Raw genomic sequence first — 14885 nt, 5'->3', positions numbered from 1 at the left:
GGAAATGACTGCCGCGGCGCAACACTGGGCTGTCGTTTCAAGGTGAAAGTCTCATGCGCACCCGCTACCGCCGAAGCTTCTGGATCCTGGGGATCGTCGCCGTCGTGCTCATCGCGGCCCGCGTCGCGCTGCCGTATGTCGTGCTCAACTACCTCAACGGTCGCCTGGCTCACATGGGCGCCTATGCCGGACGGATTGCCGATATCGACATCCATCTGTGGCGCGGGTCGTACTCGATCGACCAGATGTCGGTGACCAAGGTCGACGGCAAGGTGCCGGTTCCACTGTTCAAGACCACGCGCGCGGACATTTCGCTGACCTGGCGCGCGCTGGTGAAGGGTCACTTCCGCGGCAAGATCGATTTCTACGATCCCGTCGTCAACTTCGTGGACGGCAAGTCGGAGGGCGACAAGCAGACGGGTAAGGGCGTGGACTGGCGCGAGCAGCTTCGTGCCCTGGCGCCGTTCCGGTTCGACGAAATCAACGTCATGAATGGCACGATCACCTTCAACAACTTCGTGTCGAGCCCGAAGGTCGACCTGAAGATGACCGACGTCAACGGCACGGTGACCAACCTCACCAACGTCCAGCGTGAAGGCGGAGACCGGGTGGCCCATATGCACGCGACGGCCAAGGTGCTTGGCGACGCGCCGCTCGAAACCCATGCCGACATCGATCCGGTGGAACGCCTCGGCGACTTCCATTATTCGATCACCGTCCACGACATCAAGCTGGTCAAGGCCAACGATCTCGCGCGCGCTTATTCCGGCCTCGATTTCGCGGGCGGCGAAGGCGACTTCGTCATGGAGCTTCAGGCCAAGGATCGCAAGCTCAGTGGCTATGCCAAGCCACTCTTCCACGGACTGAAGATCTTCAGCTGGAAGCAGGACGTGGAGGAAGACAAGAAGGGTCCGCTGAAGATCGTCTACGAAGCGGCGGCCGAGGGCGTGGCCAAGCTGTTCAAGAACCAGTCCAAGGACCAGTTCGCGACGCGTGTGACGATATCCGGCAACATCGACGACAAGAGCGTTTCCACGTCGGACGCCATCATCGGCATCCTGCGGAATGCCTTCGTCGAGGCCTATAAGCCGAACCTGGAAAACCTGAGCAAACGGAAGGACGACGAGTAGCCGACTTGGCAGCGCCGGCCAAACGCGCGACAGTGCGGCCCTCACTTCCAGGCAGGTACGAGAGCCCATGACCGCTACGCCCCTTCACGTCCTGATCCTCGCCGCGGGCGAAGGCAAGCGGATGAAGTCCGCATCCGCCAAGGTGCTGATGCCGTTGGCCGGGCGGCCCCTGCTGTCGCACGTGATCGGTTCCGCGCGTGCGCTGAATCCCGCTGGCGTGCACGTCGTCTACGGACATAACGGGCAGCAGGTGCGCGATGCGTTCGCCGCCGATGGCTCGCTGGGCTGGATCGAGCAGCGCGAGCGTCTCGGTACCGGGCATGCCGTACGCACGGCGCTCGAGGCCCTGGAGACGGATGGCAAGCTCGCGGGACGGGTCCTCATCCTCTACGGCGACGTTCCTCTCATTCGCGCCGGAACGCTGGCGGCACTGGTCGGCACCGGCGAGGGTCTCGCCATGCTGGCGACGCGCCTCGCGGATCCGAAGGGTTACGGGCGCGTCGTGCTCGATGCGGCCGGCAAGGTCCATCACATCGTCGAAGAAAAGGATGCCAACCCTGCCCAGCGCGCGGTCGACCTCGTCAACACGGGTATCGTCGCCGGCGATGCGGCACGCCTTCTCGCCTGGACGCGTGCGCTGGGCAACAGCAACGCGCAAGGCGAGTACTACCTCACCGACGTCTTTGAAATGGCCGCGGCCGAAGGAGCGCCCGCCGCCTGCGTCGATTGCGATCCGGTCGAAGCGTCAGGCGCGAACGACCCGTGGCAGCTGGCCGGTCTCGAGACGCTGTACCGGGAACGCGCCGCGCGCGAGCTGGCCCTGGCGGGCGTCCGTCTCGCCGATCCGGCGCGGCTGGACGTGCGTGGCAGCGTGAGCGCGGGGCGCGACGTCGAGGTCGACGTCAATGTGATCTTCGAAGGCGAGGTCGTGCTCGGCGACGACGTGCGCATCGGTCCGTTTACGCGCGTGCGCAACGCGACGCTGGCTGCCGGCACCGTCGTGCTCGCGCATTGCGACCTGGATGGCGTGGTCACCCACGGGCCTTGCACGATCGGTCCGTTCGCCCGCTTGCGCCCGGGGACCGACCTGGCGGCCGGCGTGCACATCGGAAACTTCGTCGAGACGAAGAACGCCGTGATCGCGGAGGGATCGAAGGCCAATCACCTCAGCTATCTGGGCGACACCGTGATCGGCAGCAAGGTCAACATCGGTGCGGGCACGATTACCTGCAATTACGACGGCGTGAACAAGAGTCGTACCACCATCGAAGACCGGGTATTCGTGGGATCAAACAGCTCGCTCGTCGCGCCGGTGACCCTGCGTGCCGGTTCGACGATCGGTGCGGGCTCGGTGATCACCAAGGACGCACCGGCCGATACGCTGACGATCTCGCGTGCACGGCAGACGGCGATCGAGGGCTGGGTGCGACCTGTCAGGAAGCCGTGAGGCTATCAGCCCCGGTAGCGCCATCCATCGATCTCCACCAGCAACTCCGCCCGGCAGATGTCGCCGTGCACCAGCAGCAAGGGGGCGGAGGGGAAGCGCTTTGCCGCGAAGGCCCGCACCGCGGCTTCGTCCTCGCGATGCCGTACGTACACCTTCAGCGGTGCCCCGCCATCGAGGCCGGCGGGCATGCCGCCGGACTCGAGCAGGGCATCGAGATTCCGCAGCGTTTCCGCCAGCTGAGCTTCGAGATCCCCGGCGTGCGCGGAGGCATGACCCACGACCGCGGCGGTGCCTGAAATCGCCAGCACATCGCCCGCCGGCAGCAGGGTGGCGCGCGCGAAGCTCGGCGGGGTGCGCCCGTACTGACGCGGATACTGCCAGGCACTGACCTGACGCGGATTTTCCACGCGGGTGCCCGGCCGGTCGGTCGCGAGCAGATACACCTGCAACAGCCCGGGATCGCCGTGATGCCCGATCGCCGAGGCCGCCGGAAATCCCTGCGCGAACACGTCGCCCATGCCGCGGATACGCCCCGTGCAGAAGTGCTTGTAGCGTTCGTCGTCGCCCGAGCCCTCGTTGATCGCGCCGAGGTAATTCCAGATGCGCTGCACGTGCCGTTCTTCGGCCGACTCGACGAACCGCGAAAGCAAACCATACGCATGCACGGCCGCGCCTTCGGGCCCACCATGGTCGTCCTCGTGGCATTCGACGGCGGCGTAGAGCCAGCCGCCGCCGCGCGACCAACGCAGGTCGCCGTCGCGGCCCGCCTCGACGGGGGCATCCACTTCCCACGCTTCCAGCGGCGCGTCGCCCAGCGGATCGAGGACGACCCGAAGCCAGCGCGGATCGTCGATCTCACGAGGTGTCGAGCCAAAGCCGAATAGGGCCAGCGTCCGCGGACCCGGCGAAGCGGAGCCGTCTCGATAACGGACCAGCGGGGAAGGAGGGGCGGTGAGCGCCGTGCGCTCGCGCATTTCATTGCCGTGGGGCATCAGGTAGTCCATAGAACGCGTTCGGGGCATCATATCGTCACGCCGTCGGCGATAAACGTGAACGGTCGATTCTTCACGAAGCTGAGCGGCCACAGGGGCTCGCCCCAGGACCCTGTGATAAACTCCGCGACCGCTGCCATCCGGGGGGAGGCAGGAAATCCAGGACCTGGAAACACTCAATGGCAACGCAAACCGCAGCACAGCACGAACTCGCCGAACTGATCGTCACGAGTCTCAACCTCGAGTCGGTGCAGCCGGCCGACATCGACCCGGAAGCGCCCCTGTTCGGCGGCGACCTGGGCCTGGATTCCATCGACGCCCTCGAAATCGCTCTGGCGGTGTCCAAGCGCTATGGCTTCCAGCTGAAGTCCGACAATCCGGACAACCGGACCATCTTCACCAGCCTCCGCACGCTGTCCGAGCACATCGAACAGCACCGCGCCGCGGCCTGATCGTCGTTCAGGCACCACTCGCCCGGAGCGTGCTTTGCTTCGCCCCGACCGTGAGCCTGAGATGCCCATGACCGATCCAGCCGACATCGCATCGTTCGTGCGCCCGCTGCGTTTCGACGCGGCGCACCCGAGTTTCGCCGGACATTTTCCCGGTCGCCCCATCGTTGCCGGCGTCCTGCTGCTCGAAGCCGCGGCCGACGCGTTGCGTGCCTGGCGCGGCGTCGGCGTGGGCCAGGTGATCGACGCGAAGTTCCTGCTGCCGCTGCTTCCCGATGAGGATGCCGAGGTCGAGCTGGCCGGACTGGACGGCGAGCGGGTGCGCTTCACCGTCCGCCGCGGCTCCGACACGCTGGTACGCGGCACGCTCGAGGGCCGGGCATGAGTCACTGGAAACAACGGGAAGGTGGCGGGCGCTTTGCCATCTGGCTGATCCGCACGATTGCCCTGCGCCTCGGACGGGGCGTCGCGCGCCTGCTGCTCTACCCCATCGCGCTGTATTTCTTCCTGCGTCGCGCCGACGAACGCGCGGCCTCGCGCGCCTATCTGTCGCGCGTGCTCGACAGGCCGGTGACCGCGTATGACGTGTTTCACCACATCCACATGTTCGCCGCGACGCTGCTCGACCGGCTGTTTTTCCTGGCCCGTGGCGAGCGCGACTTCGAGGTCGAGGTGGAGGGCCTGGCGGAACTCGACCGACAGCTGCTCGCGGGACGCGGTGTTCTTCTGATCGGCTCGCATCAGGGCAGCTTCGAAGCATTGCGCGCGCTTGGCGGGCGCCGTCCCGATGTGCCGCTGCGCGTCGTGCTGGACAAGCAGAAGACGCCAGCGTTGACCGCCGTGCTCGAGGCGCTCGCGCCCGATGTCGGCGCCGCAGTGATCGATGCGGCGCTGGGAGGCGCATCCATCGCGCTCGCGATGGCCGAAGCCGCGGAGCAGGGCGGCATGCTCGCGCTGCTGGCCGACCGCGGGCATCGTGGCGAATCGACGCGCATGGTGCCGTTTCTCGGCAAGCCTGCGCCGTTTCCCATGGGGCCGTGGCAGCTCGCCGCCGTGCTCAAGGTTCCGGTGGTGGTCTGCATGGGTATCTATCTGGGCGGCAATCGCTACCGGTTGATCTTCGAGGCCTTCTCCGACGGCATCGACGTGCCTCGTACGGAACGCGCCGCCGTCCTCGATGCGGTCGTGGCCCGCTACGCCCAGCGCGTGGAGCACTACGCCCGCGCCTATCCGTTCAACTGGTTCAACTTCTACGACTTCTGGCAGGAGATGGAGTCCGTAGAGGAGCCAGCCGCCGCCGTCGCTCTCTCCGGGCACTCCGATGCCCACGGCGGATGACCGTGTCCCTGCTGTCCAGACACGAGTTCATCGACCTGATTCCGCATGCGGGCGATATGTGCCTGCTCGACGGCGTGGTCGCCTTTGACGCATCCGCCCTCCATGCGTTCAGCACGCGCCATGTACTGCCGACGCATCCGCTACGCGGCGCCCACGGCCTTCATGCGCTGCATCTGGCCGAATACGGCGCGCAGGCCATGGCGGTGCATGGCGCTTTACTGGCGAAGGAGCGCGGGGACACCGAGCCCCGTCCGGGGATGCTGGTGAGCCTACGAGGGGTGAAGCTGGCGGTCGAACGGATCGACACGCTGGAAGGACGCCTCGACGTGCACGCGGAGTGCCTGATGGCCGATACGTCCGGTGCTCAGTACAGCTTTCGTATCGCGCATGACGGCGTCGAGATCGCCTCGGGCCGCGCCGCGGTCATTCACCCGGCGGGTTGATTCGCCGGGCCGGAGGGGCAGCGCGAAAGGGTGACTGATGAGGAGCCTGACCGGCCCCTCCGGACCGACCACCGTAGTGTCGATCCTCAGCGTCTCAGATCGCGCGACTCACGCCACCTGATCGAACAGCGTCGTCCGCGCGCCCTCGACATCCACCAGATGCTCCGCACCTTCGATCAACGAAGGATGGTCCGCCGCCGCACGCTCGACCACATGGGCCGCGAGCAGCCGCATCATGTGCACGTTGGCGCGGATGCGATCGCCGAGCGCTTTTTCGTTGAGCGAATCGTGCAGCGTGGCATTCATGTCGGCGAACCAGGTGAGGTCGCGCTGATCCAGCATCATCTTCGGGTTACGGCGTTCGGACACGGCGTGCCAGCGCTGGAAGAAGACCTGCATCTCCTTGTTGAGGTCGGCCGCGGCGAGCAGCTCCGGCCCCAGGCGCCCGATGAAGTGCGTGTCGGCCAGTCGCTCCTGGAACATGATCTGGCAGAGCACACCCCAGTAATAGGCGTAATCCCAGATCACCTTGATCGACAGTACTTCGGGATCGCCGAACAGGTTGTACTGGCCGCGGTACATGTGCAGCGTATTCTCGTAGAACGAGAAGAACAGCCGCTCGTACGCACGCGCGTGCGGCGCCAGCGGTTCACCGCGCCGGTCCACACCGATCAGCTCGGTGATGTACGTGTTGGAGATGGCGATGAAGTCGCTGCCGGGCGAATAGAACGGATCGAGAAACGCGCCCGCTTCGCCGGTGAGTGCCCAGCGGTCCGACGAAAACATCCGCGAGCAGCCATAGGAGAAATGCCGGAAGAAGGCGAAGTCCAGCAGCTTGTCGCGGCACTTTTCGATCTCGCGCGCGACCACGGGCTGGTGCTCATGGATCCACGCCAGGGCCTTCTCGAAATCGCGCATGCCATCCAGGGGATGCATCTTCGCGTCGGCCACGATGCCCACCGAATGCGCCCCCGACGACAAGGGAATCAGCCACAGCCAGTAGCCCGGGCCGACCAGATGATTGGTGGAACGCCAGCGCTCCGGCGGATGCACGCGGTCCTTCCATTCGGCGTCATCGCACCAGCCGTCGATCTCCAGGCGATCGTCGATACGGAACCACACTGCGTTGGCGTGGTGGCCGTTGTCGCGGGTGAGATCGAGTTTGCGCCGCATCATGCCCGCACGCCCCGAGGCGTCGAGCAGCCAGCGTGCCTGCAGCTCGTGGTCACCGCCGGACTGGCTGAAGCGAACCGTGTGGTTGTCGTCGCCCTTGCCGATGTCGAAGCCACGGACGGTGGCGCCCTCGCGGAAATCGATGCCGCGGCGTACCGCTTCCTCGCCGAGGAAGGTTTCCAGAATGCCGCGATCGATCTGGTAGCTCGGCGTCGGCAACACAGCGCTGACCCCCAGTTCCAGAACGTCGGCGAGGTCGTCGCGACCTTCCGAGAAGAAGAACCGGAAGCCGAACTTGCGGATGTGCTCCGTCTCGAAGTGTTCGCGCAGGCCCAGCGTATGCGTGAAGTAGTGGGCGGCGATTTCCACTGTCGACTCGCCGACCTTGTGCGCCGCCACCGGCAGCGGTCGTGCCTGCCTTTCCAGCACGACGATGTCCATGTCGGGGTAGGCGCCTTTCAGCTGCAGCGCCAGAGACAGTCCGGCCAGGCCACCGCCCAGGACGACTGCGTCGTATAACTTGCGATCCATCGTATCGACCCCTTGCGCGGTGCGTGCGCGTAACGTTTTCAGTGCGTGTCGCGTGTCCCCTGCGGCGCACCGACGATCGTCGGTGTCGCGCGGGAGGACCGGTAGCATGCCATTACGTGGCCGTAATGGAAGATCCGGCCTACGGTATACATCGTGATCCGTGTCACGTCGCGCACCGGCTGGAAGTGGCTGAGGCGGAATTCGCCCTCGTAACGCGAGGCGATCGGCACTGAAACCACGCCGATGCCGCGCTCGCGGCACGCCGTGATCAGCAGCGCGGCTTCGAAGACGAAGTTCTCGGCGGGAAGGTCGACAAGGTCGAGCGCGGCACGCGGGTACAGGCGCTGGCCGCTTTGCGTATCCGCCACCGGGCGACCGCAGGCCCAGGAGATGCCCCAATCGGCCACCGCGTTCGCACGGCGGCGTCCGGGCGGCTGCTGTTCGCGCTCGAGCAGCCGCGCACCGATGACGATGCTGCCGGGATAGCGGCGGTGAGCTTCGAGGATCGCCGGGATGTCGGACGCCAGGTGCTGGCCGTCACCGTCCATCGTGATGACGTTGTCGAAACCCTGACGCAGCGCCTCGCGAAAGCCGCTGCGCAGGGCCTCACCCTTGCCGCGTCGTGTCGCGTGGCGGATCAGGGTGACGGGCAGCTCACCCACGATCCCGGGCGTGCGGTCGTCCGAGCCGTCGTCGACGACGATGACCGGCAAGCCCAGCTCCATGGCTTCGGCAACCACGCGACCGATGGCACGTTCCTCGTTGAGGCATGGAATCAGGATGCAGCAGCGATCACCGGTGGCGTTCATGGTGCGGCCTCGATATCCACGTGAAGATCCAGGCCGGTGGCGGCGGCCACGCGCAAGGCGGTGGGGCGTGCGAGGGCCAGTGCACGCAACAGCGGTATCGCCTGGGCCGAGGGGCTGCTGGCCGCGATGTCGTCCATCCAGGCGTCACCCAGCGCGACAGCGCCCGTATTGCCGGCCGACGGCGTCAGATCGAGGCGCGCCAGGGCGCCCTCCGGACGCGGCGACAAGACCAGCGCGCAGGCGAACGGGCCGGTGGTGCTGGTCATCTCGCCGAGCGGGCCGGTGCCCGCGATGTCGTAACTGGCCAGCAGGACGTCGCGCTCGTCGGCCACCGCGAGGGTGGCGGCCTCGAGCAGTCCGGCGCCAAAGCTCGTCTCGCCGCCGGACACCGCGCTCGAGCTCGCATGGCAATGCGTGGCGATGGTCCAGTAGCCGGCAGGGGCGTTATGCACGGAGTTGTGGAATTTGGTGGGCGACAGTTCCGTGGGTGCCGTCGCCAGCGTGGTGCACATGTAGTCGGTGATCACCTGGTCGCCGTGCGCGGAAGCGAAGACGCAGGGCAGGGTGGCCGCGTCGAGACCGCTCATCCGCACGGCCTGACCCGCGGCGGCGGCGGCCAGCAGCACGCTTTCCGGCGCGCGTCGCCGTTCGTTCGGCGGCAGGACGTCGGCCACGGGCCGCGTGGTCGCACCCGGCGCGGCGGCACCGTTGGCGATCTCGCGGAACGCCTGCCAGTCGTCGGCGCCGGGTGCCCACGTGCCGATACCCTTGATCCATACGGTCAGCGCGGCGCTCATGCGGCAACCTCCGCCCGGGCAAAGGCGAGACAGGCGTTGTTTCCGCCAAAGCCGAACGAGTTGCTCAGGGCGATGCGAAGATCGCCGCGCTCGGATGTCCACGCCATCTGCGGCCCGCACAGCGGATCCGGTGTCGTCGCACCCAGATTGGCGGGCACGACGCCGTCGCGCATCGACAACAGCGTGAGCGTGGCCTCGAGAATGCCCGCGGCGCCCAGCGTATGACCGGTGAAGCCCTTGGTCGAGCTGGCGCGTGTGCTCGCCGGGAAACGCCGTGCCACCAGTGCCGCCTCGACCTCGTCGTTCTTCTGGCTGGCGGTTCCGTGCAGGTTGATGTAATCGACATCGCCCACGACGATGCCCGCCCGCGCCAGCGTGTCGTTCAGTGCGAGCTCGGCGCCGAGCCCTTCGGGATGCGGTGTCGACATGTGATGCGCGTCGCTGGCTTCGCCGTAGCCGATCAGCAGCGGCAGTCCGCCACCCTCCACGGCGCGCTCGATGAGCGCGAAGCCGGCCGCCTCGCCAATCGAGATGCCGCCACGGTTCGCGTCGAACGGGCGGCACGGTTCAGGTGACACGAGCTCGAGCGAGTTGAAGCCGAACAGGACGCTGTCGCAGAGCGTGTCGGTACCACCGACGACGGCGGCGTCGATCAGTCCGAGGCGGATCATGCGCTCGGCGTTGGCGAACACCTTGGCGCTGGAGGAGCACGCGGTGGCGACGGTCAGGCAAGGCCCTTCCAGGTCGAACGCCGTGGCGACGAATCCCGCCAGCGAATGGGGGGTGTGCAGGACGGAGCGATGGAGATCCGCCGGCATCCGGCCTCCTTCCAGGCGTCGATAGCCTTCTTCGGTCGCACCGATGCTGGCGGTCGACGTGCCGAGCAGGACGGCGACGCGCGAGGCGCCGTAGCGCTCGCGTGCGTCCCTGACCGCGTCGATAAAACCGTCCTGACGCAACGCCAGCCAGGCCAGGCGGTTGTTCCGGCATTCCCATTCGGCGAGAGCCGGCGGGAGCGGTTCGTCTTCGAGTCCGGCGACGCGGCCGATCCAGCAATCCAGGGGCGCTGAGCTGAAGTCGTTGGGTTGAAGGCCGCCCCGGGAGGTGGCGATGGCGGTGGCGTGAGCGTCGAGACCGCGACCGAGCGCGGAGGTCGCCGTGTACGCGCGGATGGCGAGAGGAGGCATGGGATGAGGCATGCGGCGAGCCTATCCTTTTTGAGCCGCAGCGTCGCGTGAATGACGGCACCCATGACATGGCCATTCATTCGCAGGACCGCATCGTTGCGCCTCGCCAGCCAAGTCGCCAGACTCCGCTGTCTATGGCCGGTCTTCTCAAACCCCTGCGTCGTGGCGTCTGGCGTTACCTCAGTGACCGCGACATCCTGATCGCGGCGTTCGTCACCGTCGTGGTCTTCGTCGGCACCCTGGGCCTGGTCTACGTCGCGCACGTGATCAACGTATGGGGCCTCGCCCGACGCAGTCCGATCGCCGGAGGGCATCGTCGGGCGCTGCTGATCTTCGGGCGTCGCCTGGTCGACGATCTGCCGGAGGCCGACTTCACCGAGCGTCTGGCGCGCGGGCGCGAAAACGTGCTCGCCGGCGCCGCCGATCGCGTGTTGTTGCTTGGCGGCACGAGTGGCGGCTCGGTCAGCGAAGCGGAGGCGGGACGTCGCTGGCTCGTCGCCGCCGGCTGGCCCGTCGATGTGCCGATGACGCTCGAGCAGCTGTCGATCGATTCCCTCGAAAACCTGCGGCACGCCCGCGAACTGTTGCGTCCTTCGGGCGAAGGCGGCCTGCCCGCCGTCTGGCTCGTCACCAGTCGCTACCACCTGGCGCGTTGCCTGTACCTCGCCCGCCGGCTGGGTTTCGACGCCTCGCCCATCGCCGCCGAACCCCGGCTCGCGCTCAGCGGTCGTTATGTCGTGCGGATGCTCATGGAAGCGGGGTATCTGATGTGGATCGATATCGGCATGCGCTGGGCCGCGCTCACGGGCAACCGGCGCATGGCCGCACGCATCTCCTGACCCGTCATCCCTGACCCGTCATCGTTACGCGGCGGCGTGCCGCAGCGGGCCTCCCGGCCCGACTTGCTAAGCTTCGCGACATTTCCCGCCCAAGGATCCTGCGCCGTCATGTCCGAACAAGCCGATCTTGCCGAGTCGTTCCTGCGCGGGCTACAGGACCGCATCTGCGCCGCCATCGAGGGGATCGACGGCAAGGCGACGTTCGAAGAGGATGCCTGGACGCGCCCTGCGGGCGGCGGTGGACGCACGCGCGTCCTGCGCGACGGCGCCATCTTCGAACAGGCGGGCGTGAATTTTTCGCGGGTCGCCGGTTCGCCATTGCCGCCGAGCGCCACGGCGCACCGGCCCGACCTCGTCGGCGGCAGCTTCATCGCCACCGGCGTCTCGCTGGTTCTGCACCCGCGTAACCCGCACATCCCGACGACGCATGCCAACGTGCGTTACTTCGAGGCCTCGAAAGAAGGCGCGGAGCCCGTGTGGTGGTTCGGCGGCGGCTTCGATCTCACGCCGTTCTATCCGGTCGACGAGGACGTGCGTCACTGGCATCGGGTCGCCAGGGACCTCTGCGCGCCGTATGGCGATGACGTGTACTCGCGATACAAGCAGTGGTGCGACGAGTATTTCTACCTCAAGCATCGCGGCGAAACGCGCGGTGTCGGTGGTCTTTTCTACGACGATCTCAACGAGGGCGGCTTCGAGCGGTGCATGAGTTTCACGCGCGACGTCGGTCAGGGGTTTCTCGACGGCTACCTGCCCATCGTGGAACGCCGTCGCGACACGCCGTATGGCGAGCGCGAGCGCGAATTCCAGCTCTATCGTCGCGGTCGTTACGTCGAGTTCAACCTGGTCTACGACCGCGGCACCTTGTTTGGTCTGCAGTCGGGCGGGCGCACGGAATCGATCCTGATGAGTCTGCCGCCACGCGTTCGCTTCGAATACGCGTACGCGCCCGAGGCGGACAGCCCCGAAGCGCGGCTGCAGGAATATCTGAAGCCGCGCGACTGGGTCTGAGTTACGGGGCGCTGCCCGAGAACGTGTGCGGCGTGGCGCCTTCGATCTTGCCGACCGTCGCGGAGTCGCTCACGTAGAGATCGACCGCACGTTCGAACTTCAGGGTGCCCTGAACCACGGCGTGCGGTCCGATCACGATCTTCGGATTGCGGTCGTTGTTGGTGTGCCAGCCCATGTTGGGCTTCTTCACCAGGATGCCGCCCTCGACCTTCGAGCCGCCACCGATATCCATGTCCGCGTTGACGGTCTCGATGCCGCCGCCCACGTGCGCGCCGTCGAGCGAGATCTCACCGTTGACGTTGGACAGGTGGCCTTTGACGTCGGCACCGCGCTCGAGCTGAACCCGTCCGTTGACCGTCTGCACGTCATCGCTCACGCGCGACTGCTCATGCAGGGACACCGCGCCGTTGACCGACTTCACGGCGGTGGCGGTGGCTCCTTCACCGAGCTCGACCGAACCGTTGACGGTACTGGCCTTCTGTACCGTGGCGCGCGAACCGATGCGGACCGAGCCGTTCACCGTATGGACGTCGCCCGCGTTCTGGCCAGCGTCGACCGACGCGGTGCCGTTGACCTTGCTGATGTCGTCGGCCGCGACGGCGGCGCCGGCGAGGGACAGGGCGATGAGGAGGGAAATCAGGCTACGACGCATGGTGCGGCACTCCGCGAGTGGACTAGGACACCTGAGATGCGCGCGCCTCGCGCAAGGTTTAGCGTGACTTCCGGCACGGCTGCCTGCCGTCGCCGCTTAAGTTGACGCCTCGCGGGCGAGGTTCCACCATCGGATTTTTCCTCCTGACGTTGGATGCCATGTACAAGCTTGTCATGATCCGCCACGGCCAGTCGGCCTGGAACCTCGAGAACCGCTTCAGCGGCTGGGCCGATGTCGACCTCACCGAGCAGGGCGTGGCCGAGGCCCGTGAGGCCGGTCGCCTGCTCAAGGACGCCGGTTTCACCTTCGACCTGGCTCACACCTCCTACCTCAGGCGTGCCGTGCGCACCCTGTGGCACGTGCAGGACGAAATGGGCCTGATGTGGATCCCGGTGGTTACCGACTGGCGCCTCAACGAGCGCCACTACGGCGCCCTGACCGGCCTCAACAAGTCGGAGACCGCCAGCAAGTACGGCGAAGACCAGGTCAAGATCTGGCGCCGCAGCTACGACACGCCGCCGCCGGCCCTGAAGCCGGGCGAGATGTCGTTCGCGGACGACGGCCGCTACGACGGCATCGCCGACGTCCCGCTGACCGAGTGCCTGAAGGACACCGTGGCCCGGGTGCTGCCGTACTGGCACGACGTACTGGCGCCTGCGATCAAGAGCGGCAAGAGCGTGCTGATGGCGGCCCATGGCAACTCGATGCGCGCGCTGGTGAAGTACTTCGACGGCATCTCCGACGACGACATCGCCGAGCTCAACATCCCCAACGGTATCCCGCTTGTCTATGAGTTCGACGCCGACCTCAAGCCGGTCAGGCACTACTACCTGGGCGACCAGGCCGAAATCGAGGCCAAGATGGCCGCCGTCGCCAACCAGGGCAAAGCCAAGTAACTCTGCCCGCTTCGTGTAGGAGCGCGCCCCGCGCGCGACAGCGTTTCGCGCCGGTCCCCACGGGCCCGGCGCGGGACTCCGACCGCATGACACCCGTCACCCCCAACACCTCACACCCCGCCCTCGAATGCCCGCCACGGTCCCCGTAAGGTAGCGTCACAGTCACCACCACCGAGACCGCGCCCATGCTGGCTCCGACCACCATCCCGTTCATCGTCGCCCCGCTGATGGCCTTCGCCGTCTACCGCCGTGTTCGCGGCAGTTTCGGCCGGCAGCCGATCCGGACGAAGCGGATGACCGCCCGCATCGTCATCTTCGCGGTGATCGCCGGCCTGATGATGACCTCGGGTCTGCAGGACATCCGGCTTGCCGAGGGCGCCCTCGGCGGCCTCGTGCTCGGCGGTGCGCTGGCCTTCGTCGGCCTGCGCCTCACCCGTTTCGAGTCCAGCCCGCAGGGCGGCGACTTCTATATCCCCAATCCCTGGCTTGGGGCCGCGCTCACCGCGCTGCTGCTGGGCCGCATGGCCTGGCGCTTCCTGGTGCTGGCCCCCCTGTTTCAGGGCGAGGGTCCGGCCGTCGCCCATGCGCCGCCGCCCGGCAACAGCCCGCTCACCATGCTGGTGGTCGGTCTGACGATCGGCTACTACGCGGCCTACTACGCGGGGATCCTGATGCACCACCGCCGCTTCAAGCGGCTGGTGCAGGCGGTCTGATCGCCGGAGACGCCCTCAGAGGGCGTCGTTGTCCAGTTCGCCGGTACGGATACGCACGACCTGGTCGAGCTGACTGACGAAGATCTTGCCGTCGCCGATCTTGCCCGTGCGGGCCGCCTGCTGGATGGCCTCGACCACGCGCTCGACCTGATCATCGGTGATGGCGACCTCGAGCTTGATCTTGGGCAGGAAGTCGACCACGTACTCCGCCCCGCGATACAGTTCGGTGTGGCCCTTCTGCCGGCCGAAGCCTTTCACCTCGGTGACCGTGACGCCCTGGACGCCCACATCGGCGAGGGCTTCGCGGACGTCGTCCAGCTTGAACGGCTTGATGATGGCGACGACCAGCTTCATGTAACACTCCTCGGGGCGCGTCCGGCTGTCGGCGCGCGGACGGTCATTGTGCCATCCGCGGTCGGTCGGCGTCCTCCGGGAGCATTTTGTAGGGGAAACCCTACACGACGTGTAGGCATCCGCC

17 protein-coding genes are annotated in these 14885 nt (G+C 66.8%); 10 read left to right on the top strand and 7 right to left on the bottom strand.

Annotated features, from left to right (window positions below; translation table 11 throughout):
• The first annotated feature begins 53 nt into the window (after window positions 1-53).
• Window positions 54-1130 (top strand): AsmA family protein, encoded by a 1077-nt coding sequence (locus B5X73_RS14705; protein ID WP_079522356.1) that lies wholly within the window; start codon window positions 54-56, stop codon window positions 1128-1130.
• Between the two features lie 67 nt (window positions 1131-1197).
• Window positions 1198-2577, top strand: a complete 1380-nt coding sequence (gene glmU / locus B5X73_RS14700) for a bifunctional UDP-N-acetylglucosamine diphosphorylase/glucosamine-1-phosphate N-acetyltransferase GlmU (RefSeq protein WP_079522355.1) — start codon at window positions 1198-1200, stop codon at window positions 2575-2577.
• Between the two features lie 5 nt (window positions 2578-2582).
• On the opposite strand, the gene B5X73_RS14695 is transcribed toward glmU, so the two are convergent.
• The gene (locus B5X73_RS14695; protein WP_176167853.1) at window positions 2583-3569 is read right to left on the bottom strand and encodes a chorismate transformation FkbO/Hyg5 family protein; all 987 of its coding nucleotides are present in this window, start codon (window positions 3567-3569) and stop codon (window positions 2583-2585) included.
• 68 nt (window positions 3570-3637) lie between these two features.
• Here B5X73_RS14695 and B5X73_RS14690 point away from each other — a divergent pair, with 68 nt between their 5' ends.
• The 4 genes from B5X73_RS14690 to B5X73_RS14675 all read left to right on the top strand — a co-directional run bounded on the left by B5X73_RS14690 (window position 3638) and on the right by B5X73_RS14675 (window position 5799).
• Window positions 3638-4021, top strand: coding sequence for a phosphopantetheine-binding protein (locus B5X73_RS14690; RefSeq protein WP_303048769.1), 384 nt, complete (start codon window positions 3638-3640; stop codon window positions 4019-4021).
• 67 nt (window positions 4022-4088) lie between these two features.
• Window positions 4089-4403, top strand: coding sequence for an ApeI family dehydratase (locus B5X73_RS14685; RefSeq protein WP_079522390.1), 315 nt, complete (start codon window positions 4089-4091; stop codon window positions 4401-4403).
• Window positions 4400-5356: an LpxL/LpxP family acyltransferase gene (locus tag B5X73_RS14680; RefSeq protein ID WP_079522354.1), complete on the top strand. Its 957-nt coding sequence runs from the start codon at window positions 4400-4402 to the stop codon at window positions 5354-5356. The genes B5X73_RS14685 and B5X73_RS14680 overlap by 4 nt, the downstream gene beginning before the upstream one ends.
• Window positions 5357-5364: 8 nt before the next feature.
• Window positions 5365-5799 carry a hotdog family protein gene (locus B5X73_RS14675; RefSeq protein WP_079522389.1) on the top strand — a complete coding sequence of 145 codons (435 nt, stop codon included), beginning with the start codon at window positions 5365-5367 and terminating at the stop codon, window positions 5797-5799.
• A gap of 108 nt (window positions 5800-5907) precedes the next feature.
• Here B5X73_RS14675 and B5X73_RS14670 read toward each other — a convergent pair whose 3' ends face one another.
• Genes B5X73_RS14670 through B5X73_RS14655 form a run of 4 tightly spaced genes read right to left on the bottom strand, consistent with a single transcriptional unit; the run spans window position 5908 to window position 10308 of the window.
• Complete coding sequence (locus tag B5X73_RS14670) at window positions 5908-7503, bottom strand: NAD(P)/FAD-dependent oxidoreductase (protein WP_079522353.1); 1596 nt, start codon at window positions 7501-7503, stop codon at window positions 5908-5910.
• 38 nt (window positions 7504-7541) lie between these two features.
• Window positions 7542-8312, bottom strand: coding sequence for a glycosyltransferase family 2 protein (locus B5X73_RS14665; RefSeq protein ID WP_079522352.1), 771 nt, complete (start codon window positions 8310-8312; stop codon window positions 7542-7544).
• On the bottom strand, window positions 8309-9109 hold the full coding sequence (locus B5X73_RS14660; protein ID WP_079522351.1) for a beta-ketoacyl synthase chain length factor: 801 nt from the start codon (window positions 9107-9109) through the stop codon (window positions 8309-8311). Before B5X73_RS14660 ends, B5X73_RS14665 begins: the two co-directional genes overlap by 4 nt.
• Window positions 9106-10308: a beta-ketoacyl-[acyl-carrier-protein] synthase family protein gene (locus tag B5X73_RS14655; RefSeq protein WP_176167852.1), complete on the bottom strand. Its 1203-nt coding sequence runs from the start codon at window positions 10306-10308 to the stop codon at window positions 9106-9108. The genes B5X73_RS14660 and B5X73_RS14655 overlap by 4 nt, the downstream gene beginning before the upstream one ends.
• A gap of 35 nt (window positions 10309-10343) precedes the next feature.
• Between B5X73_RS14655 and B5X73_RS14650 the strand changes: the two genes are divergently transcribed.
• Window positions 10344-11135: a YdcF family protein gene (locus B5X73_RS14650; protein WP_254857307.1), complete on the top strand. Its 792-nt coding sequence runs from the start codon at window positions 10344-10346 to the stop codon at window positions 11133-11135.
• A gap of 108 nt (window positions 11136-11243) precedes the next feature.
• On the top strand, window positions 11244-12146 hold the full coding sequence (hemF, locus tag B5X73_RS14645) for an oxygen-dependent coproporphyrinogen oxidase (protein ID WP_079522349.1): 903 nt from the start codon (window positions 11244-11246) through the stop codon (window positions 12144-12146).
• Window position 12147: 1 nt separating this feature from the next.
• On the opposite strand, the gene B5X73_RS14640 is transcribed toward hemF, so the two are convergent.
• Window positions 12148-12798 carry a DUF4097 family beta strand repeat-containing protein gene (locus B5X73_RS14640; RefSeq protein WP_079522348.1) on the bottom strand — a complete coding sequence of 217 codons (651 nt, stop codon included), beginning with the start codon at window positions 12796-12798 and terminating at the stop codon, window positions 12148-12150.
• A 158-nt stretch (window positions 12799-12956) separates the two neighbouring features.
• On the opposite strand from B5X73_RS14640, the gene gpmA reads away from it, so the two are divergent.
• Together gpmA and B5X73_RS14630 are read left to right on the top strand one after the other, a co-directional pair.
• Complete coding sequence (gene gpmA / locus B5X73_RS14635) at window positions 12957-13694, top strand: 2,3-diphosphoglycerate-dependent phosphoglycerate mutase (RefSeq protein ID WP_079522347.1); 738 nt, start codon at window positions 12957-12959, stop codon at window positions 13692-13694.
• 185 nt (window positions 13695-13879) lie between these two features.
• Complete coding sequence (locus B5X73_RS14630) at window positions 13880-14407, top strand: CcdC protein domain-containing protein (protein WP_079522346.1); 528 nt, start codon at window positions 13880-13882, stop codon at window positions 14405-14407.
• Between the two features lie 15 nt (window positions 14408-14422).
• Here the strand turns inward: B5X73_RS14630 and glnK are convergent, their stop codons facing one another.
• Window positions 14423-14761 (bottom strand): P-II family nitrogen regulator, encoded by a 339-nt coding sequence (gene glnK / locus B5X73_RS14625; protein WP_036109554.1) that lies wholly within the window; start codon window positions 14759-14761, stop codon window positions 14423-14425.
• Window positions 14762-14885 lie beyond the last annotated feature (124 nt).

The organism is Luteibacter sp. 22Crub2.1 (assembly GCF_900167995.1).
GTDB classification, from domain to species: Bacteria; Pseudomonadota; Gammaproteobacteria; order Xanthomonadales; family Rhodanobacteraceae; genus Luteibacter; species Luteibacter mycovicinus.
Note: the sequence above shows the minus strand (reverse complement) of the source record. Positions and strands in the feature narration are given on the sequence as shown.